At 37.4% G+C, this 25,368-nt stretch carries 22 protein-coding genes and 1 other RNA gene; 21 read left to right on the top strand and 2 right to left on the bottom strand.

Going from position 1 to position 25,368, the window contains the following annotated elements:
• Nucleotides 1-106: 106 nt before the first annotated feature.
• From pspA to ffs, 12 genes are all read left to right on the top strand, one after another.
• Nucleotides 107-772: a phage shock protein PspA gene (gene pspA / locus ASU03_RS12715; RefSeq protein ID WP_057832137.1), complete on the top strand. Its 666-nt coding sequence runs from the start codon at nucleotides 107-109 to the stop codon at nucleotides 770-772.
• Between the two features lie 79 nt (nucleotides 773-851).
• Nucleotides 852-1,064 carry an envelope stress response membrane protein PspB gene (gene pspB / locus ASU03_RS12710; RefSeq protein WP_057832274.1) on the top strand — a complete coding sequence of 71 codons (213 nt, stop codon included), beginning with the start codon at nucleotides 852-854 and terminating at the stop codon, nucleotides 1,062-1,064.
• Nucleotides 1,061-1,513: an envelope stress response membrane protein PspC gene (pspC, locus tag ASU03_RS12705; RefSeq protein WP_057832136.1), complete on the top strand. Its 453-nt coding sequence runs from the start codon at nucleotides 1,061-1,063 to the stop codon at nucleotides 1,511-1,513. The genes pspB and pspC overlap by 4 nt, the downstream gene beginning before the upstream one ends.
• 188 nt (nucleotides 1,514-1,701) lie before the next feature.
• Entirely contained in the window at nucleotides 1,702-3,183 is a 1,482-nt protein-coding gene (locus tag ASU03_RS12700; protein WP_057832135.1) for a YcjX family protein, read from the top strand.
• On the top strand, nucleotides 3,180-4,307 hold the full coding sequence (locus ASU03_RS12695; protein ID WP_057832134.1) for a YcjF family protein: 1,128 nt from the start codon (nucleotides 3,180-3,182) through the stop codon (nucleotides 4,305-4,307). Before ASU03_RS12700 ends, ASU03_RS12695 begins: the two co-directional genes overlap by 4 nt.
• A 116-nt stretch (nucleotides 4,308-4,423) precedes the next feature.
• Nucleotides 4,424-5,302: a phenylalanine 4-monooxygenase gene (gene phhA / locus ASU03_RS12690; RefSeq protein ID WP_082627268.1), complete on the top strand. Its 879-nt coding sequence runs from the start codon at nucleotides 4,424-4,426 to the stop codon at nucleotides 5,300-5,302.
• Nucleotides 5,303-5,369: 67 nt separating this feature from the next.
• Entirely contained in the window at nucleotides 5,370-5,720 is a 351-nt protein-coding gene (locus ASU03_RS12685; protein WP_057181739.1) for a 4a-hydroxytetrahydrobiopterin dehydratase, read from the top strand.
• A 165-nt stretch (nucleotides 5,721-5,885) separates the two neighbouring features.
• A complete protein-coding gene (tyrR, locus tag ASU03_RS12680) occupies nucleotides 5,886-7,436 on the top strand; it encodes a transcriptional regulator TyrR (RefSeq protein ID WP_057832132.1) in 1,551 nt (516 codons plus the stop codon).
• A 198-nt stretch (nucleotides 7,437-7,634) separates the two neighbouring features.
• Complete coding sequence (locus tag ASU03_RS12675) at nucleotides 7,635-8,624, top strand: fumarylacetoacetate hydrolase family protein (protein WP_057832131.1); 990 nt, start codon at nucleotides 7,635-7,637, stop codon at nucleotides 8,622-8,624.
• 395 nt (nucleotides 8,625-9,019) lie between these two features.
• On the top strand, nucleotides 9,020-9,658 hold the full coding sequence (gene maiA, locus ASU03_RS12670) for a maleylacetoacetate isomerase (protein WP_057832130.1): 639 nt from the start codon (nucleotides 9,020-9,022) through the stop codon (nucleotides 9,656-9,658).
• 218 nt (nucleotides 9,659-9,876) lie between these two features.
• Nucleotides 9,877-10,809, top strand: a complete 933-nt coding sequence (locus tag ASU03_RS12665; protein WP_057832129.1) for a DUF3014 domain-containing protein — start codon at nucleotides 9,877-9,879, stop codon at nucleotides 10,807-10,809.
• Between the two features lie 149 nt (nucleotides 10,810-10,958).
• Nucleotides 10,959-11,055: signal recognition particle sRNA small type (gene ffs / locus ASU03_RS19985), an RNA gene on the top strand.
• Nucleotides 11,056-11,079: 24 nt separating this feature from the next.
• On the opposite strand, the gene ASU03_RS12660 is transcribed toward ffs, so the two are convergent.
• A complete protein-coding gene (locus ASU03_RS12660) occupies nucleotides 11,080-11,346 on the bottom strand; it encodes a late competence development ComFB family protein (RefSeq protein ID WP_057832128.1) in 267 nt (88 codons plus the stop codon).
• A gap of 107 nt (nucleotides 11,347-11,453) precedes the next feature.
• On the bottom strand, nucleotides 11,454-12,128 hold the full coding sequence (gene priC, locus ASU03_RS12655; protein ID WP_057832127.1) for a primosomal replication protein PriC: 675 nt from the start codon (nucleotides 12,126-12,128) through the stop codon (nucleotides 11,454-11,456).
• Nucleotides 12,129-12,776: 648 nt separating this feature from the next.
• On the opposite strand from priC, the gene ASU03_RS12650 reads away from it, so the two are divergent.
• The 9 genes from ASU03_RS12650 to ASU03_RS12610 all read left to right on the top strand — a co-directional run bounded on the left by ASU03_RS12650 (nucleotide 12,777) and on the right by ASU03_RS12610 (nucleotide 25,224).
• Entirely contained in the window at nucleotides 12,777-15,635 is a 2,859-nt protein-coding gene (locus tag ASU03_RS12650) for a TonB-dependent receptor domain-containing protein (RefSeq protein ID WP_057832126.1), read from the top strand.
• An 86-nt stretch (nucleotides 15,636-15,721) separates the two neighbouring features.
• On the top strand, nucleotides 15,722-17,380 hold the full coding sequence (locus tag ASU03_RS12645) for a tetratricopeptide repeat-containing sulfotransferase family protein (protein ID WP_057832125.1): 1,659 nt from the start codon (nucleotides 15,722-15,724) through the stop codon (nucleotides 17,378-17,380).
• Nucleotides 17,381-17,439: 59 nt separating this feature from the next.
• Nucleotides 17,440-19,164 carry a tetratricopeptide repeat-containing sulfotransferase family protein gene (locus ASU03_RS12640; RefSeq protein WP_057832124.1) on the top strand — a complete coding sequence of 575 codons (1,725 nt, stop codon included), beginning with the start codon at nucleotides 17,440-17,442 and terminating at the stop codon, nucleotides 19,162-19,164.
• A 1,076-nt stretch (nucleotides 19,165-20,240) separates the two neighbouring features.
• On the top strand, nucleotides 20,241-21,020 hold the full coding sequence (locus ASU03_RS12635; RefSeq protein ID WP_057832123.1) for a DUF3450 domain-containing protein: 780 nt from the start codon (nucleotides 20,241-20,243) through the stop codon (nucleotides 21,018-21,020).
• On the top strand, nucleotides 21,020-22,369 hold the full coding sequence (locus ASU03_RS12630; protein ID WP_057832122.1) for a MotA/TolQ/ExbB proton channel family protein: 1,350 nt from the start codon (nucleotides 21,020-21,022) through the stop codon (nucleotides 22,367-22,369). The genes ASU03_RS12635 and ASU03_RS12630 overlap by 1 nt, the downstream gene beginning before the upstream one ends.
• The gene (locus ASU03_RS12625; RefSeq protein ID WP_057181691.1) at nucleotides 22,369-22,893 is read left to right on the top strand and encodes a MotA/TolQ/ExbB proton channel family protein; all 525 of its coding nucleotides are present in this window, start codon (nucleotides 22,369-22,371) and stop codon (nucleotides 22,891-22,893) included. The genes ASU03_RS12630 and ASU03_RS12625 overlap by 1 nt, the downstream gene beginning before the upstream one ends.
• A 12-nt stretch (nucleotides 22,894-22,905) precedes the next feature.
• Complete coding sequence (locus tag ASU03_RS12620; RefSeq protein ID WP_057832121.1) at nucleotides 22,906-23,307, top strand: ExbD/TolR family protein; 402 nt, start codon at nucleotides 22,906-22,908, stop codon at nucleotides 23,305-23,307.
• A 4-nt stretch (nucleotides 23,308-23,311) separates the two neighbouring features.
• Entirely contained in the window at nucleotides 23,312-23,923 is a 612-nt protein-coding gene (locus tag ASU03_RS12615) for an energy transducer TonB (protein ID WP_057832120.1), read from the top strand.
• Between the two features lie 5 nt (nucleotides 23,924-23,928).
• Nucleotides 23,929-25,224, top strand: a complete 1,296-nt coding sequence (locus tag ASU03_RS12610) for a tetratricopeptide repeat protein (RefSeq protein ID WP_057832119.1) — start codon at nucleotides 23,929-23,931, stop codon at nucleotides 25,222-25,224.
• Nucleotides 25,225-25,368: the final 144 nt, after the last annotated feature.

The raw sequence follows: 25,368 nt of genomic DNA, 5'->3' as shown, positions 1-25,368 counted from the left end.
AAAAAATGAATGTATTAAAATAGTAATTCAGCACTAAGTAAATGCTTAGTTTAAGTAAATGTAAATACAGTTTGGCATAATTTAGCCACTAGTTGAGGAAGATGTTATGGGTATTTTTTCAAGATTCACAGATATTATTAACTCTAATATTAATAATTTATTAGATAAAGCCGAAGATCCAGCCAAAATGGTCCGCTTGATCATTCAAGAAATGGAAGATACCTTAGTTGAAGTGCGTTCTAGTTCGGCTAAAATATTAGCAGAGAAAAAAGAATTATCCCGTAAAGTAACCCGCCTTGAAAAAGACGCGGAACAATGGCAAGGAAAAGCAGTACTGGCTTTAAGCAAAGATCGTGAAGACTTAGCTCGTGCTGCCTTGATGGAAAAGAAAAAAAGCAGTGAAAGCGCACAAGCTTTATTAGCTGAGTTGAGCCACATTGATGAACATATTTGTAAATTGCAAGATGAAATCAGCCAATTACAAGATAAGCTTACTGATGCCAAGTCGCGACAAAAAGCCATTGTCATTCGAGAAAAATCAGCAAACTCTCGTTTAAAAGTAAAAGAAAACATCCACAGCACTCGGGTTAGTGATGCATTAAACCGTTTTGATCATTATGAACGTAAAATTGATGATATCGAAGCCGAAGTTGAATCCTATGATTTAGGTGGTAAATCATTAGCAGATGAGATTGCCGAGCTTGAGACTGATGAAAAGGTTGATGATGAATTAGCTCAGTTAAAAGCTAAGATGAAAAAGAATAAAAAATAATAACGAAAAATAGGAATAAAACCTAAATAAAGCGATCGCTAGCATAGGATAAAGGAGAAGTATTGTGGAAGAGATTATCATGGCACCTGTCATTATATTTATGATTATTGTTGCGCCCATATGGTTGGTGTTGCATTACCGCAGTAAAAAGCAAGTAAGCCAAGGTTTAAGTCAAGAAGAGTATATTCAATTATCAGAATTGTCAGAAGTTGCCGATACCATGGCCGATAGGATACAAACACTCGAAGCTATTTTAGACGCGGAGTCCCCAAACTGGAGAGCCAGATTATGAGTCGAAAAAGAGGAGAGTTATATCGTAACGCCGAGCGGGGAAAAATAGCAGGGGTTTGTGCTGGCCTAGCAGATTATTTCGGTTGGGAAACTTGGTTGGTAAGAATTTTAGTGGTCTCTGGTGTGCTTTTTGGCTTGCCATTTCTTATCTTAATTTATATTGCTGGTTGGTTTATTTTGGATAAATCCCCAGGGAAAATCGTAAGAGGTAGCCATGAACCAAGTGAAAGTCGCTTTGGTAAACGGTCTCAGCAAGGGCAGTACGAGGCTGATGTTAGCAATGAATCAATAAAAGTAAAATCGAGGATTTGGCAAGCGGGTGAGCCGCCCAAGCAAGCACTTTATGACATTCGTCGTAAGTTTAGCGCTTTGGAAAAAAAGGTACAATTGATGGAACAATATGTTACCTCAGCGGAGTTTACTGTTTCAAGGGAGATTAATAAGCTCTAAGCACAGGAGAAATGCTGTCAGTTGGCAGCTTTTTTATTAGTCCAGTGCCAGTAATGTCTTGCCAGTCTTAATCGAGATAGCTTAACCTTTCTGGTGAAAAGCAATCAATAAGGTGTCATGTTATTTAAAGGCCCTTATTATCCTAGGGTTCTTAAATAAGATATTAATATATAAGTTATCAATTCGTTATGGCATTAATAAGTAAATTATTCATAAAAAAACGTGGTCTAGATAAGTTGAAAAACAATCTAAAAGGTAAGGCTAATGAATTACTGAGTCGCACATTCGATCAACATGTTACTTTAGCGGTAACCGGATTAAGCCGTAGCGGTAAAACGGCATTTATTACTTCCTTGGTAAATCAACTAATCAATGAAGGTAATGGTACAAAACTTAGTTTTTTTGATCCCGTGCACAAGGGCACTTTTATCGCCGCTAAACGTGTACCGCAAAAACACTTTCATGTGCCGCGCTTTGATTATGATGCAGCCATTTCTGCGTTAACAGCAGAGCAACCCAGCTGGCCAGAACCAACACATGGTATTAGTGAATTACGTTTGTCTATTCGTTATCAGCCGAAAAGTTCAATACTTAAATACGCCACAGATATGGCAACATTAACCTTAGATATTACCGATTACCCCGGTGAGTGGCTGCTTGACTTACCCATGCTAAAGCAAACTTATCAACAGTGGTCACAGCAAACGTATGATTTAATGACCAGTGCGCCACGGGCTGAGCTCAGTAAGGGGTTTTTGGCTAAACTGGCAAAAATTGATCCATTAGCTTGTGCTACTGAGGAACTCTTAGGGGAGCTAGCGCAAGAGTATACCGCGCTTTTATATACTTTTCGTTATGACCTAGGTTTATCGGTAATACAGCCTGGACGATTTATATTACCAGGTGAGCTAGCAGGGGCGCCAATTTTAGAGTTTTTCCCCTTACTAGCAAACCTTGATGAAGCTGCTTATCAAAATGCGGCTGATGATAGCTTTGTTGGTATGTTACGTTCACGCTACCTTGAGTATAAAGAACAAGTAGTCCGTAAATTCTATCGTGAACACTTCCTGCGTTTTGATCGACAAATAGTCTTAGCCGATTGTTTAACGCCCTTAAATAAAGGGAGAGAAAGTTTTGCCGATTTAGAACTTGCCATGTCGATGATCCTACAAAGTTATAGTTATGGTAAATCAGGGCTGTTTTCTCGCTTGTTTTCCCCTAAAATTGACAAACTATTGTTTTGCGCGACTAAAGCCGACCATGTTACCCCAGAGCAACACGCACCTATGGTGGCGTTGTTAAACCAATTGATTCACCAAAATAAACACAAAATAAGCTACGAAGCCGTACAAATTCAAACCTTAGCCATTGCTGCGGTTAAAGCGACAACTTCAGGTGTCAGTAAATATAGAGGGGCAGACATCCCTGTTATCCAAGGTCAATGTTTAGCTCAGCGTGAGGGAAAAGAGGAAACTGAAGTGTTTGGCCAAAAAATAACGGTGTTTCCTGGGGCGGTACCCAATCAGTTGCCGCAAGAAGATTATTGGCGTTCGAACACCTTTAATTTTATCGCGTTTGCTCCCTTATCGGGTTTCAATAAACATCAATGTTTACCACATATTCGCATGGATCAAGTGTTACAGTTTTTACTCGCCGATAAAATGATATGACTAATAAAGACAACATAAACAAAGAAAACTTAGCTCAGCAAATACTTTTTAGCGAGAGTGACAGCCTAGCTGAGCAAAGTGATAATCAAGGTAAAGACACTCGTACTAAGGTAACCGAACAGCTTCTGTTTACTAATGAGGACTATTTACCGCTAAGCCCTGATGAAGGTAACCTAGATGAATTGAGACCTGCAGAGCTTGATGGAGAACAGCTACACCAAGGTGTTACTAACGTGCAAGGTGGCCAATATTCATGGCTATGGCGGATAATTACCGCTTTATTTATCACCTTAATTGCCATTGAAGCCGTAGATTTCTTTATCGCTGGCTTTGAAAATTCTCCGATAATTACTAGCCTTTATGCCTTGTTATTAGCCTCATTGACCTTGGTGGTTGGTAAGGTGTTGTGGCATGAATTTATTGGCCTTAAGCAGTTCAAAAGTCGTCAGAAAATGAAACAGCAAGCTAAGGAACTGTTATTAATAGATGCTGTTCAGCATACTGAATCATCGAATCAACGTGGTAAAGATTTTTGTAACCATATTAGCGACAACCTACCTTGTGATTTGGTATTTGATTGTACGAAAGAACAGCAGGTTTGGCATGATGCTTTGGCGGCAGAGCATAGTTCTAGTGAGTTAGTTCAGCTCTACTCGCGGGTGGTATTAGCTAAAGTTGATGAAAAAGCGTTAAATGAAGTCGCAAAGTTCTCTAGTGAAGCAGTGGTTTTAATTGCCTTAAGCCCGGTAGCGTTTATAGATATGTTAATTATGTTATCGCGCAATTTACGCATGATAAATAAAATAGCAGGACTGTATGGCTTGAAGCTGGGCTACTGGAGTCGAATAAAGTTAATAAAACAAGTGTTTGTTAATATGGCTTATGCTGGCGCTAGTGAATTAGTGGCAGACCTTGGTAGTGACATGCTGGGCGCCGAGTTGATGGGTAAACTCTCGGCTCGATTCGCCCAAGGGCTAGGTGCCGGCATGTTAACCGCTAGGTTAGGTGCTAAAACGATGGAGCTTTGTCGACCAATTCCATTTGAAGAAAAACTTAAATTAAGCCATGTTCGTAAAAAAATTACTCAGCAAATTAAAGCGTTAGTCAGTCCTAGTAAACCGTAATAACCAGGGAATCTCTGGCTGTAATTACTCCTGTAACCTTTCATGTACAACAAACGTGTTTGTTGTTTTTTTGACCGTTTTGTGTTGCTTTATTTTATCTACCCTGATGTCTTAAGATGAATGCAGTAACAATAAAAATTATTACATTAAAATATTATAACAAAAGTCGCTTAAGAAGAAAGGTTACCACTATGGCAAAAGGCACAAAGTATATTTCTAAAGTACCTGATGAACAGGGCTTTATACAATGGTCAGCAGAAGAAAACTCCATTTGGCAGGAGTTGTTTGCTCGTCAATTAGCATGCATTAAAGATAAAGCTTGTGATGAATATCATGATGGTTTAGTAAAATTAAACTTGCCAACCGACCGTATCCCGCAACTTGATGAAGTAAGCAAGGTCTTAAAAGCAACCACAGGGTGGCAATGTTACCCGGTACCGGCCTTAATCGGTTTCGGCGAGTTTTTTAAACTACTTTCTGAAAAGAAATTCCCCGTTGCTACCTTTATTCGTAGTCGTGAAGAAATGGACTATTTACAAGAGCCAGATATTTTTCATGAAATATTTGGTCATTGTCCTCTGTTAACTAACCCTTCTTTTGCCAACTACACCGAAGCGTTTGGCAAGATGGGCTTAAATGCCAGCAAAGAGCAACGGGTGTTTTTAGCTCGCCTATATTGGTTTACTATTGAATTTGGTTTGCTCGATACGCCAAAAGGCCTGCGTATATACGGTGGTGGTGTATTGTCCTCACCAGGGGAAACGGAATACGCTATGCACAATACGGAGGTGGAACGTAAACCTTTTAATGTGTTAGATATTTTAAGAACGCCTTATCGTATCGATATTATGCAACCTATATATTACCTGCTGACTAAAGTATCTGACTTAGATGAAATTCGAAAGTTAGAAGTTGATGACATTATGGCGTTAGTTGCTAAAGCGCAAAGGTTAGGTCTGCACGAAGCTAAATTTGAGACAAAACAAGCCAGTTAATGATTCAGCTAGGATAAGTCAAGTAAAAGCAATGTAGCAAATAAATAAAAAACACTAAGGATAAATAATGACTGCACAATCAAGTGATATATTAGCGAGTCAAGCATGTGAAGCTTGTCACGTCGATGCACCCAAAGTAAGTGATGAAGAGCTGAAAGAACTGATTGCCTTAATTCCAGATTGGGTGCCACAAGTACGTGATAATGTCATGATGCTTGAGCGTGAATATAAATTTAAAAATTATAAGTTGGCCTGGGCATTTGCCAATAAAGTGTCAGAGCTGGCAGAAAGTGAGTTCCATCATCCCTCTATTTTACTTGAATGGGGTAAGGTTACTGTTACATGGTGGACACACTCTATTGGTGGGCTGCATAAAAATGATTTTATCTGCGCAGCTAAAACCGATGAATTGGGTTAATAACTTACTTAAGTAACTCGTTTACATTATTGTTTAAGTGAAATATAGAGCAAATTTAAGTACTGACATTTATCAAAATTCAACTTGGTAAATGTTGTGCTTTATTAACGTAAAAATTAGTTTACAATAGCCCTTTTGTTAAATTCTAGATTAAGGGCTTGTGAAATGCGTTTGGAAATTACTTGTCATGACCGTGTTGGCATGGGACAAAAAGTATTAGGTATCTTTGTTGAACACGGCATTAATGTACGTGGTATTGAATTGATGCAGCCTGGGCGTATTTTTATTAATATTCCTGATTTAGATTTTTCCGACTTACAAACCTTTATGCCGCAATTACGCTTGATTGAGGGAGTAGGTGATGTAAAAACAGCACCTTACATGCCATCTGAGCGTGAAAGAAATGAACTTGCCACCTTAATTAAAACCTTCCCTGACCCCTTTATTTCAATCGATAGAAAAGGCAATGTTCGTATTGTTAATACCATAGTCTCAAACATTATTGGTGAAGATGAAGATTCCCTTGTCGGTCAACATATTAGCTTGTGGTTGAAAGGTTTTAATTTTAATCGCTGGTTAGATGCTAAGGATGTACTTGCGCAAACTAGACGGTTAAAATTTCTAGGCGATGATTATGTTGCTGACATCATGCCAATTCATGTTACGGGTGAAAATGACAGCTGTGTACTTGCCGGGGCCGTGTTAATTTTAAAATCTGAAGCGCGCCTTGGTCAACAAATGAATGCCTTTAAACAGCCTAAAGAAAATACTTTTTCAGGTATTCAGGCAACTTCAAGTGCTATGCGAAAAGTTATTCGTGAAGCTAAGCGCATGTCGTCACTCGATTCTTCTATTTTAATTATGGGTGAAACCGGTACCGGTAAAGAGTTACTTGCACGGGCTTGTCATGGTGCTAGTAAGCGTGCCGAGCATGCTTTTATGACCTTAAATTGTGCCGCTTTACCTGATGATGTCGCTGAGTCTGAATTATTTGGTGTTGGCGAGAAAGATCAAGAATCAAGTAGACGTGGCCTCTTTGAAATGGCGGATGGCGGTACTGTTTTTCTTGATGAAATTGGTGAAATGTCAGCTACACTACAGAGTAAACTATTGCGGGTAATACAAAACGGTAGTTTTAGGCGTGTCGATTCAGAGCAAGAAGTTACCGTAAATGTGCGTATCATTAGCTCGACCAATAAGGATTTATTAAACCTTGTTTCAATCGGGGACTTTAGAGAAGATCTTTATTATCGACTCAATGCTTTTGGTTTAACATTACCAGCCCTTAGAGAACGTCGTAGCGATATTTTACCCTTGGTAGAGTTTTTTATCGGTAAAGCTGCTCATCAAATTGGTCGCAGCCATCTTAAAGTTAGCGATGATTGTCGTGACTTTATTGAACATTACCCATGGCCAGGTAATATCCGTCAATTAGAAAACGTACTTACCCGGGCCGCTTCACTGCTTGAGGGCGATGAAATCGAAATAAGTCACTTAGCATTACCGGCTTATACCCGCGAACATGGCTATTTAGAGCAAGAGTTTGAGGGCACACTAGATGCGGCAGTGAAAAAATTTGAAGCTGATCTGTTACGTAAGCTCTATCCAGCTTACCCAAGCACCAGACAACTTGCTAAGAAACTTGGCCTTAGCCATACCGCAATCGCTAATAAATTACGTGAATACGATATTAATAAAAAAACAGTTAAAATATAACGGCTAAGACACTTACTTGGCGTAAAACAAGTGTCTTAGCAGTGTAATAATAACCGTAAAGAAATTATGCCGTACGGTTAGTGAATAAGCTGGCCCTATAGCTTGGTTGTCAGGTGAAAAATTCGTACCATACTTTTATACTTTAAATGTATCGATAAATATTACAGTTATAATTTAATATAATTAAAAGGTTTAACAATGAAATTAGCAACACTTAAAAATAATACACGCGACGGTCAACTCGTTGTTGTTAGTCGCGCACTTGATAAAGCTGTCGTGGTCAGTGATATTGCCACAACTTTACAAGCTGCTATTGATAACTGGAGTGAAATTTCACCAAAATTAGCTGAAATTTACCAATCGCTAAATAACAATGAAATCACTGATACCTTAGTTTTTGAACAAGATCAATGTGAATCACCATTGCCTCGTGCCTATCAGTGGGCTGATGCTAGTGCCTACGTAAATCATGTTGAGTTAGTGCGTAAAGCGCGTAATGCTGAAATGCCGGAAACATTTTGGACCGATCCATTAATGTATCAAGGTGGCTCAGATGCTTTTATTGGTCCACGTGATGATATTGCCGTTGCCAGTGAAGAGTTTGGTATTGATTTTGAATCGGAAGTCGCTGTGATCACTGATGATGTTCCTATGGGCGCAACACCAGAGCAAGCAGCCAAGCATATTAAGTTACTTATGTTGGTTAATGATGTCTCTTTACGTAATTTAATTCCTGGTGAATTAGCGAAAGGTTTTGGCTTTTTCCAAGCTAAACCGTCAAGTGCTTTTTCTCCGGTTGCGGTAACACCTGATGAATTAGGTGATGCATGGGATGGTAAAAAATTACACCTACCGTTAACAACCCATTTAAACAAAGCGCTATTTGGTCAGCCAAACTGTGGTGTAGACATGACCTTTGATTTTCCAACCATTGTTGCTCATGCAGCCAAAACACGGCCATTATCAGCCGGTTGTGTTATAGGCTCTGGTACTATTTCAAACTACGACCGTTCAGCAGGATCAAGCTGTTTAGCTGAAATTCGTATGTTAGAGATTATTGCCGATGGCAAAGCTGTGACACCCTTTATGAGTTTTGGTGATACCGTACGCATTGAGATGTTTGATAATGAAGGTAGCAGTATTTTTGGTGCCATTGACCAAAAAGTTGTTGAATATAAAGCACAGTAGTTTTTAAGCTAAAACCACTTTAACTAAATATATACCCAAGCCACCTCAAAATGCAGGATTGAGCTGGAATGAGAAACGCCTTTAGGCAAGGCATTGATTGAAGAGAATAGTTATTCTATTATCGAATCAATAACGATGGATAAAGCGTTTCTAAACCAGCCCTACGGGGACATCTGAGCAAATCATGTTCATCGTTGCGTATGTAATTAAGGGAACAACCATGAATAAAATACGCGCCTTGATCATGAGTCGCTCAGGTGTCCTGAAACGAGCATATTGAAGTCGCTTGGGTATAAGTAAATGCTAATTATCAGTACTTGAGCTAACTAGAGACGTTAACTCAATCAGGTAATTAGCATTTTTTTTAAGACTAATAACTCAATATAAGGAATACGATGAAACTTTATGGCTACTGGCGTTCTACGGCCGCGTACCGTGTCCGGATTGCTCTGCATTTAAAAGATATACCCTTTGAATCCATTTCTATACATCTAGTTAAAAATGGCGGTGAACAACATGGCCGCGAGTATAGTGAACTCAACCCTAACCATTTAGTGCCAACCTTAGTGGATGGCGATTTTTCGTTAAACCAATCGTTAGCCATTATTGATTATCTGGAGCAAAGTAAGCCAAAATATGCTTTATACCCAAGCGATGCAAAAGCAAAAGCAAAAGTTCAGGCCTTAGCTTTGGATATAGTCTGTGAGGTTCACCCCCTGAATAACTTACGAGTACAACAATACTTAGCTAACTCACTAAACATTAGCGCTGAGGCGAAACAGCTATGGCTTGAACATTGGATGGCCATAGGGTTTAAAGCCATAGAAAAACAATTAACGGCTAGTGCAGGGCAGTATTGCTTTGCTGATACAATAAGTGTTGCTGATATTTGTTTAGTCGCGCAAGTGTATAATGCCCATCGATTTAAGGTTGATATGAGCGCTTATCCACTAATTAACCAAGTGGTTGAAAACTGTAATAAGCTGCCTGCCTTTATCAAAGCGCTACCCGAAAACCAGGCCGATGCCCAGTAAGTAAGTTTAACCCTGAAAACTATACAGCCCTAACATTTTAATAATATTAACGCATTAAATCTCGGCCAGAGAACAATGGGCTATTGTTAAGTGATTGACACTTTAAAACAAAAAACACCGATAAAAAGCAAAATAACTGCACATGATGGTTGCATAACGAGGCAAAAAGCGTTGCAATAATGTTTACTTAGCATTAACTCAAAATAATTTGGATAGCCATGGAAAACGTAGCAGCAACACAGTTAAATGAGCGGGGCGAAAGTAAAAAAAATACCGGCCCATTGATTATATTTATCGTGACTATTGTTTTAGTCGCTGTCGCTTTATGGCAATTTTCAACAGGGAAAACCGAACAACGCCCTGTGGATTCAAGTAAATTGTTAGAACTAGCGCAGGGTGACAACATCTCTGCGACAAGGCACAACGAGGAAGAAATTAATGACAGTATTGATGTATCACTTGATGTGGTAACAGATGTTACCGAAGAGGTGGCGGCAACTGTTAAAGCGCTTGATATCGAACAGGTTATTGCGCTGACATTACCGCCATTGGATGAAAGTGATGTTTGGCTTCAAGGTAAATTACCAGAATTAACCTGGCGCAATGAGTTATTATCACTGTTAATTACTGACGATATAATTCGCCGTTTTGTAGTTTTTACCGATAATTTTGCTCAGGGCCTACTGGCTTATGAACATAGCCCCTTTATTCAGCCTCAAGTAAAATTCGCTATTGATGAGCAATCAACCAATATAGATGGCGAGAAAAACGTTTGGCAGTGGGACGAAGATACCAGTAAACGATTTGACATCTATGTCGACCTATTACGTTCAGTTGATAGCACAACCTTAGTGCAATGGTATGTTGACCTTAAGCCATTAATTGATGAAGCGTATAGTGAACTTGGCTATGAAGATGATTTTTCTTATACCTTGCAAGACGCTATAACCCGGGTACTCGATATGGAGTTACCTAAATCAGCAATGAATGTAACACGTAGCAGTGTTATGTATAAGTATCATGATCCGCAACTGGAAGCGCTAGATGATAGTGACAAACTTCTACTACGTATAGGTAAAGAAAATTTATTAATTATTAAATCGGTGTTATTAGAGGTGGATGAAAAGCTGGCTAAAAAACGGGCTAAATAAGTACCTAAGGATCGATAATTTTAGTGTAGAGATGGAAAAATAAGCAAACAGTCAGTTTTTACCAACTTATGCTTGCAAATTTACTTAGCTTTAGCGATAATTTGCGCCGCTTTAAGATGTTATTTATTTTAAAGCCTCTATGGTGACCCTTTCGGTCCCCTCGCAATGATACTCTGTGAACTCGGCCAGATCCGGAAGGAAGCAACCGCAGCAGACGACTCATGTGCCGAGGTGTGGCTGGTTGGGTCGCCACCCAACCTCTCTCTACTATTATTCCTTTCTATTCACTTGCATAAAAGCAAGCGCCTTAGCGATAGCTTCTTTGACTTTATTCTCCATGTCGAAACGCTCCGATGGCGGCAAATAAAAAGCCATATCAACCTCATGACGGATATAACGAGTAGGCAACTGGTTTAATACCACACAGGTTAAATCTGCAATAAAATCTTCATCGTATTTATCATCAAATTTTGCTTTGAAAAAATGTTGCATAACTAATTTTTCATAATAGTTATGAATATCCTCTGAAATTTTCATAAAACCCCTTTTATATAGTGAAGAAAATAATACGGTTCAATAGAGCTTAGACAAAGAGTAACCTTAGTTAAAACAAAATGCGAATATATCAGGTTAAGCTCTTATTGTTATCTAAGGTTTTTCTTTTGGGCAAGTTCAATATTATGTTCAATGGCTGAAATAGCCTTGCGACATCGTCCTAAACGTTGGTGTAAAGCCAGTACTTCCTGTGAAAGCTTGTCACTATTACTGGCTTTACTTTGAATACGTTGCCGCTCTCGTTCAGTAATCATCACCATTAGCCTTCTTTCGAATTCATGATGTTCACTAAGTTGCTGATGCAGTTGATGACTTGAGAGTAAAACTTCTTTTGCCATTTTATTATAGCTATCATTTTGCCTAGATTTCGTTGCTTTTATCCGGACTCTTTTCCTCGCGTCGACGCTAACTTGGGCCGCGTGATGCATTGCTTGGTTTGCCTCTATCGCTTTCATTAAAGCAGCAATTTGTTGTTCAATTTTTAGTAACGATGATAAAGCAATTTCTGCTTTATTCTCATTGTTTGCACTTGAGCGGTACAGCCGAGAGAATTCATTTAAGCGTTTTGTTACTTCTTTAGCGTAGGGTGAAAATTTATCACTTTCGGTACTAAATAGGTGTTGAGAAAATAGATTATTATTTTCAATAAGGTGATGGGATTTATGTTTAGTGTTTAATAGGTCAGTTTGTTTTGCCTGTACAGATAAATGCTCAAGTAGAGTTGTTAGGCGCTGAATAGCCATTTCATGTCTATTTTTATTCATATAGCGAGCTGTTAAGTCATGTGGGGCATAATTATAGCGTAGATTATAGTAAAGCTAAAATAGTATCTAGCGCTAAAATAGATAGGTAAATGTTGCATGAGTGTTAATTTATCATAGGTTAAAAAAAACGCTTTTGTAATTATAAATGTACGGTATGAGTTTTGTTGTATTTAAGTAATTGATAATGATGATTTTATATTTTTTTTGTTAAAAGGTTAATTTAAATGAAAAAAGTAAGTCATTAGAGGGGTAAGCTTTAAGTTACTGTTAATAAAGGGAAATATGTACTTGTTGCTAAAGTGTAAATGTTGATTGGTTTTTTTTATATTATATTTTAAAATCAATTCATTTGCTTAAATATACTCAGCCCTATGTTTTTTTAAATATTAAAAACAAATGGTTAGTGATTTATTACTGTAGTAGTATAAATTAGTCAAAATGTGTCCATTTGTATCGTTTTGTTAAAAAGATTACCATTTGGTTGCAAATAGTGTTGACGATTCAAGTAATTCCCGTTTACTATCTTAACCGACAGATCAGGTCATACGACTTGATAAAAGATAAACGAGGCAGCATAGCCTTGAGTCTTTTTAAAATAAAAAACAAACAAATAAACAACCAATCACTTATGTGATCCAGGGAGTAAACATGTATAACAATAGTAAAGTAGCTAAAGCCATACGTTTAGCGATGATGTTTGGTGCCGGCGCTGCCGTAGCAATTTCAGCTCCAACTTTCGCAGCAGCTGATGAAGGCCTAGAAGAAATAGAAAAAATCCAAGTAACAGGTTCACGTATCAAGCGTGCTGATATGGAAACTTCTAGTCCCATTCATATAACAAGCGCTGAAGACATGAAAATAGCAGGTTTTACTCGTGTTGAAGACATGCTAAATAACTTACCTCAACTTGAAGCCGCATCTACCGCTTTCCAAGCAAATGGAGCTTCTGGTCGTGGTAGCCTTGATTTGCGTGGTTTAGGTTCTAATCGCACACTAGTACTAATTAATGGTCGTCGTATGCAACCCGGTGGCGGTGATTCAGGTGCTGCTGATGTTAATGCAATACCTGGTGCATTAATCAAGCGTGTTGAAGTTATGACTGGTGGTGGTTCTTCTGTTTATGGCTCAGACGCGATTGCAGGTGTTGTTAACTTTGTGATGGATGATGATTTTGAGGGTGTCAGAATTGACCTTAATGGCTCTGGTTATCAACATAATAATGATAACGCGTATATGCAAGATCTAATGACGCAGAAAAACTTTGATTTTCCTACAGGTAGTTCAGGTATTGATGGCAAGACATTTGGCATCGATATTACTATGGGTAGTGACTTTGCAGACGGTAAAGGTCATGCCGTAGCCTTCGCAACTTGGAAGAAAACCACAGAACTTCGTAAAGGCGCTCGTGATTACTCAGCATGTGCTTTGAGTGCTTCAGGTACAAGTTGTAACGGTTCTTCTACTGCAGTAATACCAAATTTCTTTATCACACCAATTGATGCAGATGGTAATTATGACTTCGATCAACAGCAATGGGTTAAATTAACACCAGATAGTGGTTTTAGTGAAGACCGTGCGGATAACGTTTATAACTATGAACCTATTAATCACTTTATGCGCCCGGATGAAAAATTTACTTTCGGTACTTTTTTGAATTACGAAATTAATGATACATTTAATCCATACATGGAATTAATGTACATGCGTGACCAAACTAAGGCACAAATTGCTGAGTCAGGTACTTTTTATGCAGATAATATTGTCATAGATTATGACAATCCATTAATTTCTGATGTAGCACGTCAATATTTAACTGACAATTTTGGTCTTGGTACCGGTGACCAATTTGGTGCATACATTGGTAAACGTAACGTTGAAGGTGGTCCACGTACAAGTATCATTCAGCATGATTCCTTCCGTATTGTCATAGGTACAAATGGTGAATTAAATGATGATTGGACTTACGATGCATCAATCCAATATGGGTCTGCAACTAGCGCTGATATTTCAATTAACGATTTGTCTCGTCCAAACGTAATTGCAGCGGTAAATGGTGATGGTAAAGACTGTGCAACTATTGACGGTTGTATACCTTATCAAGTATTTACTTACCAAGGCGTAACGGCAGAGCAAGCTAATAGTTTGACTGCTGTTGGTCAAAGTGTAGCATTCTCTGACCAATTTATTTTCTCCGCTTATGCTACGGGTGAAGTAGATTTAACAGTGCCTTCAGCAGATAGCCCTATCGCCCTTGTTATTGGTGTAGAGTATCGCAAAGAAGAATATCAATATGTTCCAGATCAAATCATTGCTTTAGGTGCATTGACGGGGATGGGCGGGCCTTCAGATCCACTTGAGGGTGGTTTCTCAGTTGCAGAAATTTACGGTGAAGTTAATATCCCTCTAATTTCTGATGCTCCAATGGTAGAATCTTTATCCATTGATTTAGGTTACAGATATTCTGACTATGATATCACCGGTGGTGATTCAACCTATAAAGTTGCACTTGACTGGACTCCAATCGAAGATTGGAAAATTCGTGCTAGCTACAACCGTGCTGTACGCGCACCAAACATCGGCGAATTGTTTGCTGTTCAAAGCATAGGTTTATGGACTGGTGTTGATAACTGTTCTGGTGCAACTCCTAATTATAGTGCAGCACAATGTGCTAATAGTGGTGTAACGGCAGCTCAATATGGTAATATTTCTCAAAGTCCTGCAGGTCAATACAATAGTGTCACTGGTGGTAACCCAGACTTGCAACCTGAAATTGCTGACACCTACACCTTTGGTGTTGTTGGTCAAATAACTGATGAAATTGATTTTTCAGTGGATTACTGGTCAATTGAAATAGATGAAGTTATCGGCAGTATTAATGAAGAACTTACGATTGATCAATGTTCTGAAACAGGTAATGCAGCATTTTGTGATAACATCACCCGTTCACCAACAGGTAACCTTTGGCAAGGACAAGCAGGTTTTGTTCAAGCGACTGACATTAACTTAGCAAGTCGTAAGTGGGAAGGTGTAGACTTTAGCGCTGCATATAACACTGAAGCTTTGGGTGGCGCAATTAGCGTAACTTTGATGTCTACCTATATGATGACCAAAGAATATACGCCTTTACCAGGTAATGAAGAAGCTGTATATGATTGTAGTGGTCAGTTTAATGGCAAGTGTTTCCCGCAGCCTGAATGGCGTTCGGTGATAAATGCTAACTATGACTACGAAGATTTTGGAATCAATCTTAAATTACGTTACTACGGTGAAGTTGAATACGACGGAGAGACCGATCAACTCTTAGTCGGTAATGGTGGTAAAATCGATTCACAAACTTATTTCGATATTGCCGGTCGTTATACTGTAAGTGACAACGTTACACTTCGTTTAGGTGTTAACAATGTTCTAGATAAAGAAAAGCCATTAACAGGTGGCTCTCTTAATACTGGCGCATTTTATGACCCAATAGGTCGTTACCTTCACGCAAGTGTATCACTTCAATTTTAATTGATATTTGATTTACTAAATATAACGGCTAACTGAAAAGTTAGCCGTTTTTTTATTTATAATTTTAAAGTATTCTAAAATAGACAATGAAACGTGAATTAACAGTTAATGAAGCACTTAGGTTATTAAATGCAAATAGAGCATTAGAAGGTTGTGGTGTTTTAGATAAACTTTTATTAAAAAGTCCTAATGACATACAGGCTCATCAAGTGATGGTTAAGCTTGCTTTTAAGACAAAAAATCTCACATTAGCAGAAAAACACCTAAAAATATTACTGACAATACAACCCGGTTCAGATCACTATGCAAATTCTCTAATCGAACTATACTGTCAGCAAAATAGATGGTTTGATGTTGCTTCAATTTATTTAGATTTAGCCCAAAGTCAAACAGAAAATCCTATGTTATTATTTAATTGTGCTTACTATATGAAATTGGCTGGGAAGTTCGATGAAGCCCTTGTGTATTATAATAAAGTGCTGAATTTAGGTATTAATGATCAATATGAAGTTTATTTAAATATCGCAATTATTTATAGTGAACACTTATCCGACCCTGATAAAGCTATTAATATTTTGACCCATGCTATCAGCATCTACCCAGATCAGGATTCATTATTATATAACTTAGCGAATGTTTATGAACAACTAGGTAATAAAGAAAAAGCAATCAGTTCTTTTAAAGCCGCTTTTAACAAAAACCCTCAGAACTATGACGCGCTAGCTAGACAAGCTGATATTTATAAAATTAGTCAAAAGACAGATGATTTAATATCAAAAATGGCCAATGTTTATCATTCAGATAATATCTCATTGTCAAATAAAATAAATATTGCCTACGCACTCGGGAAATCACATGATGACTGCGGTGAATATTTTTTAGCATTTGATTTTTACCAACAAGCCAATAACCTTGATCAACAAATTTTACCGCAATACAATAAAAAATCTCATGAAGTATATGTAAATAAGGTAATTAATACGTTTAATAAATCTTGGTTTGAAACTCTTAAGCAGCCAGTAAATAAACAAGGTAGTCATGCTGACTGTCAGGCACCTATTTTTATCTGTGGCATGTTCCGCTCTGGTTCTACTTTATGTGAGCAAATTTTGGCTGGTCACTCACAAATAAGTATCGGTGGAGAGCAAGAATTTTTTCATCGCACTATAGTCAATAATTGTGCAGATTATCCAAGTAATGTCAGTGAATATTTAACGATTAATAAAGAAAATATGTTGGATGAATATCTTAAAGAAATTAACCAATTTAGAAAAAAAGGTAATCTGTTAACGGATAAACGCCCTGATAACTTCTTATATTTGGGTGTTATTAAGACTTTAATGCCAGAAGCAAAAATAATTTGGACACGGCGGTCCATGTTAGATAACTGTTTATCGGTGTTTTTTCTGCGCCTAGGCGCATCAATGGCATATGCCACTAAACTTGAAAATACTATTCATTTTTATCAGCAGCAAGAAAAATTAATGAATCATTGGCAAACTTTATTTGCTGAAGATATTTACGAGTTTAATTATGATGAGCTAGTAGAGGAGCCTGAGAGCAATATTAAAAATTTGTTGTCATTTATTGACTTGCCATGGGAAAACAGTTGCTTGCAATTTCATCAAGTTGAAAACCAAGTCAAGACAGCAAGTGTTTGGCAGGTCAGACAGCCATTGTATAAAAGCGCGTCAGGTAGATGGAAAAACTATCAACATTGCTTAAAAAATCTAGCATTAATTTAATCTATATTTACTAAAATATGGCCTTTAATCTTAAGTCGGACATAAAGTTACTTTAAATCATGAATAACAATAACAATAACAATAACAATAACAATGCTGCTAGCGCTAGTACAACGATTACTAGTCAACAGCACGAATGTTTAATTCGGGCTGAAAAGGCTCAGGCAAGTCGTGACTTTAAACAAGCAGAATTATTATATAGAAATCTAATGGCACAAAATATACACTTACCTTCTGTATATTCACAATTAGCACTTATTTGTGCCATGTCAAACCGAATAAACGAAGCACAGAAACTTTGGTTATATACGTTAAAACTAGCACCAAACTTTATTGGTGCATTGACGGGCTTAGGTGATATCTGCAGGTCTCAACGAAACTTTATCAAAGCAATCAGCTACTATCAAAAAGCAATTATTGAAAATCCTAAATTTGCTATGGGATATCTGAGCTTGAGCATGTCATTAATGCAGCTCAGAAAGTTAGGGGAAAGTGAGCAAGCTTGTCGAAAAGCTATTGAACTTGAGCCAGGGTTACTGGAAGCAAAAGATTATCTTGGTCAAGTTTTGGTCACAAGAGGGAAACTAAGTAAGGCTCAAGTTATATTTGAACAATTGATTACTGAAAATCCGAAAAATGTTAAGGCACTTTACCAGTTGGGTAATATATTTAAGTCACAGGGGGAATTTTCGCAGGCATCTTCGTATTATCAACAAGCGTTTACCATACAACCAGGCTATTCAGAGGCACATTTAACCTACTCTTCTATTTATAAGTATACTGATCAAAAGGATAGTCATATTGCTTTAATGCTGGAACAGCACCAGAGAGACAAATTACCAACAGAAAACAAAATTCAACTTTCCTTTGCTTTAGCGAAAGCCTATGAAGATGTTGACGATTTTGTTGAAGCTTTTAAGTATCTAGAACAAGGCAATACACTGAGGTTTAACAGATATAATTATACTATTGAATCTGATCAGGTTTTTATAAATAACATTATGAAAACTTTCAATAAGGAGGCAATAGCAAAACTCCAGTTGTCAGCTGATAACTCAGCTAAGCCAATTTTTATCGTCGGTATGCCGCGTTCAGGCACTACTTTGGTCGAAAAGATATTAGCTACGCATACCGAGGTACATGGCGCAGGAGAGCTCGATTATTTTTTCAAACTTGGCACAAATCAGTTTTTGACTGAGGAAACTGGTTTTTTATTTGCACCGCTAAATGCCTATTCAAAAAAACAGTTAGAAAATGTCGGTCATAGTTATCTTAAACAAATAGAACAATTGAATAAAGACTCTGCTTATATAACCGATAAATTACCATTTAACATGTTATTGATTGGCTTGATAAAAATTGCATTGCCTAATGCAAAAATAATTCATTGTGTTCGTGAGCCAAAAGATAATTGTCTTTCTATATATAAGAAGAATTTTACCACTGATAATTATCGTTTTGCCTACAATTTAACAACATTGGGTCAATTTCACAATTTGTACCGCCGTTTGATGAAGCATTGGCATGATGTTTTTCCTGATACTATTTATGATGTACATTACGAATCCTTGGTTAGTAATCCAGAGCCTGAAATTAGAAAGTTAATTGCTACTTGTGATTTAGATTGGCAGAGTAAATGTCTTAAATTTAATAAAAGTAAATCGACGATCACTACGGCTAGCGCAGTACAAGTACGTAAGCCAATCTATACCAGTTCTGTAGGTCTTTGGCATAAGTACCAAGAGCATTTACAGCCTTTGTTTGATGCATTAGATGATGACTAACTTCACCACATATATTCTTATAATAAATAATCAGGGGTAGCATTTTAGCTTATTTCTAGTAACTAACTCGATGATAGTCTCAGCCATTAATATCATTGGGTTAAAAACAGCTTAAAAAATATTTAATGCATACTAGAGTCAGTACTATGACTGATTTGAATAGAGCAAAATAGAAAAGCATAAGTTTTGCTCATATAAACTAAACTTTAGCGTTAATTTTTTTTATGTTAATAACATACCATCTGTAATATGTTTATCATTGTTCGAGGCAGGATCTATTTTCAGAAAGATCATGGGATTCTGACTATCAACGAAAATGGCGATAATGTGCTTTATATTACAATCAAGTATCTCTTGCTATAAAGTTTTACGCAACCTCCACCGTGCAAGTTTATCTGGTCATCGATAAAAGATAGAAAACATCAATTTTTCTCTATATACCTATGGGCGAATTAAAGTAGATACTGAGGTTTAGCCTATTTATTCCATTGAGATCAAGTCGGTTTTAGATAATTATTGTTTTAAAATTAAAATTAAAATTAAAATTAAAATTGACAGTTGGCTTACCGTGCAAAGAATAAGTAAAAATAAAGGCTGATTTAAACAAAGTAAGTACTAAAGCACCCTTTGGTTATCATCAGCTTGAAGGTTTACAATGGCATATTTATATATTTATATATTTTGTTAGTGACGTTCAATATGAGTTTCCTCTCTAAATTAGTCAAAATCGATGATACACATAGAAAGTGTATATTTAAACACCAATTTATTGAAATAAATTTGACTTACTACGAAGATGTTAGTAAAACATACTTCTACAAAATTTTTGTCCCTCAGCTTATTAAGCTAAGCTGAGTAATTTTGTTAGCAAAACGATACAGTTTAGTGTCAATCAAGTGGTTAACACTAAAATATAATACCGCAAGTTTTAAAGTCTCACCTTGACAGCCTTGCTGTCATTTGGGACTATTGCTCAGTTGTATTCATAAAAAGTTACATTTTAAAAAAGACAGACTTTTATATTCGTGATAACAAATATTTTGTTATTAAGATTAAAATAGCAATGGTTGGGAACTATGTCCAAAGTAAGTAAGAAAAGCCTTATCGCCACAGCGATGGTTGGCGCACTAGCACTAGCTGGTAGCAACATCGCTGCTGCTGATGCACTAACAGACCTTCAATATGCTGAAGCGAAAATCTTCAAGCAATCTGCAAAGTCACAAGCTAAAGTCAATAACATTTACGAGCAAACGCAAGAACTTCTTGCTGAATACCGTAATACTGTTGATTCTGCTGACGTATTACGTGGTTATAACGACCATGTACAACGTATGGTTGACGATCAAAAAAGCACTCTTGTTTCGTTGCAAAGACAAATTGATAGTATCGATAAAATCAAGCAAGGTGTTGTACCATTAATGTACAAAATGATTGATTCGCTTGAACAATTCATTGAATTAGATGTACCAATGAATCTAGTACTTCGTAAAGAGCGTGTTGCTAATTTACGTAACGTAATGGAAGATTCAAATGTAACCGTTTCTGAGCAGTTTCGTCTAGTCCTTGAAGCTTATGAAATTGAATCCGGTTACGGTACTATTTTTGCTGCGTATCAAGGCGAACTTGATTTAGGTAGTCGTACTTTAACTACTGATTTCGTCCATATGGGTCGTATTGCTTTGGTTGCACAGTCTCTTGATGCTAAACAATCTTGGTTATGGAATAATAAAAGTCGCGCATGGGAAGAGTTAGGTGATGAATATTTAAAACCTATTACTGATGCAATTCGTATGGCGAAAAAACAATTGCCAATGGATTTAACTAAATTACCAGTATTTGCAGCAGGAGCAAAATAATGAAAAAAATTATTAATTTCTTATCCCTTGCAGCGATTATGACGGTAGGCATGGTAACAACCACACAAGCTAACTCGTTAGATGACTTGTTAAAGCAAGTAAAAGCTGATCGTGTATCTGAAGCAAAACTTGATAAAAAACGTGAAGCTGAATTTTTATCTGCTCGTAGTGATAAGCAAGCCTTATTAAATACAGCAAAAAAAGAGTTGTTGAGTCAGGAAGCGCGTAACAAACGTTTAACGAAAGCCTATGCGGCAAATGAAATTACCTTAGGGCAAAAAGAAGTTGAATTAGACAATGCAACTGGCACCCTAGGTGAAATGTTTGGTGTGAGTCGTGCTGCGGCTGCCAATGCTTATGGTCAAATCAGTACTTCTATTGTTAGTGCTGAATTTCCTAATCGTGGTGCTGCACTTAACCGTATCGCTAACTCTAAAGAAATCCCAAGTTTAAGCGATTTAGAAGAATTATGGTTTGCTTTACAAACCGAAATGACTGAATCTGGTAAGGTTTCTCGTTTTAGTGTGGAAGTAACTAAACTTGATGGTACTAAATCTACGGAAACAATCATCCGTATTGGTGCCTTTAACTTAATTTCTGAAACAGGTTTTTTAACTTATAACGATGAAGTTGGTCAAGTTCAACCTTTACCTAAGCAACCAGCAGGTTTCATTGCCGAAACAGCAGCTGATTTCTTCACTATTACTTCTGGTTATGCCCCTGTATATGTTGATCCTTCACGTGGTGCTATCTTAGCTTTAGAAACACGTAAGAAAACTGTTCAAGAGTTTTTCCATGAAGGTAAAGAAGTTGGTTACGCTATCACAGTATTATTTATTGTCGGTCTTCTTATTGCTGCTGAGCGTTTAATCGTTTTAGGTGGTATGACCTCTCGCATTAAAACTCAAGAGAAAAATCTTGATAAACCTAATGAAAACAACCCTCTAGGTCGTTTACTTAAAGTTTTCTATGATAATCAAAATGTAGATGCTGAAACATTAGAATTAAAACTTGATGAAGCCATCCTTCGTGAAACGCCAAAAGTTGACCGTGGTGTTAACTTAATCAAAATGTTTGCTGCTATTGCCCCGCTTATGGGTCTATTAGGTACAGTAATCGGTATGATCATGACTTTCCAAACCATTACCTTATTTGGTACGGGTGACCCGAAAATTATGGCGGGTGATATCTCTCTGGCGCTTGTTACTACAGCATTAGGTTTGATTTGTGCATTGCCACTTATCTTAATCCATTCAGTTGTTGCCGGTAAGAGTAAGTCAGTATTACAAAAACTAGACGAGCAAAGCGCAGGGTTAATTGCGGCGATTGCTGAGAAGGGGTCTAAATAATGTTATTCCTGATAGAGCTTTGGGAATCTGTCAGGGGTTTTATTGCGACTGGCGGTAACGTACTTTACGCTGTTGCCTTCGCACTCTTATTAATGTGGATACTGATGATTGAGCGCTTTTGGTTCTTAACATCAGAGTACCCAAAACTTAGAGAAAGTATTATCTCTAATTGGGAAGCTCGTACAGACACTACGTCTTGGTATGCACATCGAATTAGAGAAACTTGGATCTCCGAAGCAGCAGAATTACTCGAAAAAAATATGATTACCATTAAAACCTTAGTGGCTATGTGTCCTCTTATCGGCTTACTGGGAACAGTAACCGGCATGATTGGCGTATTTGAAGTCATGGCAGAGCAAGGTACAGGTAATCCGAGACTAATGGCCGCTGGTATATCGCAAGCAACTATTCCGACAATGGCGGGTATGGTAGCAGCGTTATCAGGTGTGTTTTTTAGTACAAGACTAGACGCTAAACTTAAACTAGCAAAGGCTAAACTGGTTGACAGTTTACCTCATCACTAGAGAGAACTAATCATGTCACGTAGAAAAATCCGTGAGGACGAAGAAGCAATGATTGATATGACACCGATGTTAGACATCGTATTTATCATGCTGATCTTCTTTATCGTAACCACCTCTTTTGTTAAAGAAGCTGGTATTGAAGTAAATAAACCTAAAGCGGCGAATCAAACCAAGCAAAAAAATGCCAATATCTTTATTGCAATCAAAGAGAATGGTGAAATTTGGTTAGATAAAGGTCGAGTGGACATTGAACGTGTTGGCGCAAGAATTGAAAAATTACTTGCTGAGCAACCGACCGATGTTGTTATCATTCAAGCTGACAAAAATGCCAAACATGGTGTTGTTGTTACGGTAATGGATGCAATTAAAGACGCTGGCATAGACCGAATTTCTATCGCGGCTGCGAAGGGGTAGTAATATGGTTCGCTTTTTAGGATCGATACTACTAGGCGCTTTGGTTACATTTTGCTTATTTTCTTTTATGGCCTTCCTTGTTTCTACAGGAGATAGAACCAAGGACGACCAGTTAGAGAGTATTATTGTAGAAGTAAATACTACGCCGCCAAAGTCAGCAGCACAACAGCGTCGCCGTGTACCACCACCGCCGCCACCGCCGCCTAAAACGCCACCGAAGCAGCAAACACCGGAGCCTGAAACCAGCAATAATACTGATGGTTTAAACTTCAATATGCCGAGTGTACAGATGGCAAGTGCGTCAACGGGCTTGTCTGCTCCTGGAGCCGGAATAGGACGTGATGGCGATGCTACACCGATTGTACGTATTGAACCAAAGTACCCGATTCAAGCTGCTCGAGATGGTAAAGAAGGTTACGTTATTCTTTCCTTTACTATCAATAAAATTGGTGGTGTTGAAAATGTTAAAGTACTTGAAGCTAAACCTAAGCGTGTCTTCGATAAAGAAGCTCGACGTGCACTTAGGAAGTGGAAATACAAGCCAAAAATTGTTGATGGTGTACCTTTAGAACAAAAAGGCTTAACCGTGCAACTTGACTTTAAAATGGGAGGTTAATAGTTATGTTTAATAAATTAGTGTTTAAAAACTTAAAACTTAAAAAATTATCGACTTCTCTAGTTATTGTCGCTTCACTACTTGTTGCGCAAGCTCCCTTTGCAAATTATGCAGAAGCGGCTGGTGCAGAAAAAGTTGAGAAGAAAAAGAAGCGTAAGACTCATCTAGTTGGTCCTCGTGTAGGTAAAAAAGTGCAGAAAGCTTTTGAAGCTTATAGTGAAGATAATGTCAAAGATGCTCTGGTTATTTTATTAGATATATCTGCTTCAAAATCTTATGACAAAGCTTATGTAGCCCGTATGATTGCGGTTATGTACGCTACGTTAGGTGATAATGAGCAAAAAACCATTGACTATCTTAAATTAGCTATAGAACCTGATCTGCTTAATGCATTAGATCATAGCGAGTCTTTAAAGTTATTGGGTGATATGCAAATGCAAACCAAAGACTATAAAGGTGCGTTGACGAGTTATTATGCTTGGATGGACTTCACTGGCAAAGAAGATGGTCAAACCTATATTAAAATTGCTAATGCGTATTACTCATTACAGCAATTAGATAAAGTGATTGAACCAGCTGATAAAGCCATTGCTGCTTTTGGTGATAAGCATAATCAAAACCCGTATATTTTGAAAATTACTGCTTTCTATGAACTTAAAAAGTATAAGGAAGCGGTTAATGTTTTAGAGACGGTAATACAACTTTTCCCCGAAAATAAGCAATGGTGGACACAATTACCAATGTTTTATTTACTCATCGAGGATTATGATAAAGCGGTACAAACACTGGACTTAGCTTATAAACTTGGTCACTTGAATAAAGAAGGTCAGATAAAGACACTAGCAAGTTTATACTCACAATCTGAAACGCCTTTTAAGGCTGCTAAGTTGTTAGAAAAACATATTGCTTCGGGTCAAGTTAAACGTGACGATACAAATATCGCTACTTTAGCTAATGCTTGGCATTCTGCACAACATATCGATAAAGCAGCAAGTTATTATGGTGAACTAGCCAAAATGACGAACAAGGCTAAACATTATCGTAAAGAAGGTATGTTGTTAAAACAAGATGAACAGTTTGCTAAAGCTATTGTTGCTTTAAAGAAAGCCATTGAACTTGATATATCTAATCAAGGTCGAATTCATATGAGCATTGCTGAATCGTATTTCTATCTTGAGAAATACAAGCAAGCATATGCGGCTATTCAAAAAGCAATGAAATACCCAGGTACTCGTAAATCTGCCAAGAGTTGGAAAAACTTTATTGTTGACACAGCTAAGAGAAAAAAGGTTAGCATTTAATTTAAACGCTTAGCGTTAAGTTACATAGTGCAACTAAAAACCAGCATATCTTTTATTGATACTGCTGGTTTTTTTATGATTAAATTTTGAGTATATAACAATAAAAAATTGAAAGATTTAATTAGCCGCGCAGGTCTATGTAAA

This window comes from Colwellia sp. TT2012 (assembly GCF_001440345.1).
Lineage (GTDB): Bacteria > Pseudomonadota > Gammaproteobacteria > Enterobacterales > Alteromonadaceae > Colwellia.
This window is presented reverse-complemented; position numbering and strand designations above follow the sequence as displayed.

Coding starts and splice junctions, on each gene's coding strand:
- ASU03_RS12695 (WP_057832134.1), top strand. CDS start 3,180: ATGACTAATAAAGACAACATAAACAAAGAAAACTTAGCTCAGCAAATA.
- ASU03_RS12615 (WP_057832120.1), top strand. CDS start 23,312: ATGGTTCGCTTTTTAGGATCGATACTACTAGGCGCTTTGGTTACATTT.
- pspB (WP_057832274.1), top strand. CDS start 852: ATGGCACCTGTCATTATATTTATGATTATTGTTGCGCCCATATGGTTG.
- ASU03_RS12665 (WP_057832129.1), top strand. CDS start 9,877: ATGGAAAACGTAGCAGCAACACAGTTAAATGAGCGGGGCGAAAGTAAA.
- tyrR (WP_057832132.1), top strand. CDS start 5,886: ATGCGTTTGGAAATTACTTGTCATGACCGTGTTGGCATGGGACAAAAA.
- ASU03_RS12700 (WP_057832135.1), top strand. CDS start 1,702: ATGGCATTAATAAGTAAATTATTCATAAAAAAACGTGGTCTAGATAAG.
- maiA (WP_057832130.1), top strand. CDS start 9,020: ATGAAACTTTATGGCTACTGGCGTTCTACGGCCGCGTACCGTGTCCGG.
- phhA (WP_082627268.1), top strand. CDS start 4,424: ATGAATGCAGTAACAATAAAAATTATTACATTAAAATATTATAACAAA.
- ASU03_RS12685 (WP_057181739.1), top strand. CDS start 5,370: ATGACTGCACAATCAAGTGATATATTAGCGAGTCAAGCATGTGAAGCT.
- priC (WP_057832127.1), bottom strand. CDS start 12,128: ATGAATAAAAATAGACATGAAATGGCTATTCAGCGCCTAACAACTCTA.
- ASU03_RS12660 (WP_057832128.1), bottom strand. CDS start 11,346: ATGAAAATTTCAGAGGATATTCATAACTATTATGAAAAATTAGTTATG.
- ASU03_RS12635 (WP_057832123.1), top strand. CDS start 20,241: ATGTCCAAAGTAAGTAAGAAAAGCCTTATCGCCACAGCGATGGTTGGC.
- pspA (WP_057832137.1), top strand. CDS start 107: ATGGGTATTTTTTCAAGATTCACAGATATTATTAACTCTAATATTAAT.
- ASU03_RS12630 (WP_057832122.1), top strand. CDS start 21,020: ATGAAAAAAATTATTAATTTCTTATCCCTTGCAGCGATTATGACGGTA.
- ASU03_RS12675 (WP_057832131.1), top strand. CDS start 7,635: ATGAAATTAGCAACACTTAAAAATAATACACGCGACGGTCAACTCGTT.
- pspC (WP_057832136.1), top strand. CDS start 1,061: ATGAGTCGAAAAAGAGGAGAGTTATATCGTAACGCCGAGCGGGGAAAA.
- ASU03_RS12610 (WP_057832119.1), top strand. CDS start 23,929: ATGTTTAATAAATTAGTGTTTAAAAACTTAAAACTTAAAAAATTATCG.
- ASU03_RS12645 (WP_057832125.1), top strand. CDS start 15,722: ATGAAACGTGAATTAACAGTTAATGAAGCACTTAGGTTATTAAATGCA.
- ASU03_RS12650 (WP_057832126.1), top strand. CDS start 12,777: ATGTATAACAATAGTAAAGTAGCTAAAGCCATACGTTTAGCGATGATG.
- ASU03_RS12640 (WP_057832124.1), top strand. CDS start 17,440: ATGAATAACAATAACAATAACAATAACAATAACAATGCTGCTAGCGCT.
- ASU03_RS12620 (WP_057832121.1), top strand. CDS start 22,906: ATGTCACGTAGAAAAATCCGTGAGGACGAAGAAGCAATGATTGATATG.
- ASU03_RS12625 (WP_057181691.1), top strand. CDS start 22,369: ATGTTATTCCTGATAGAGCTTTGGGAATCTGTCAGGGGTTTTATTGCG.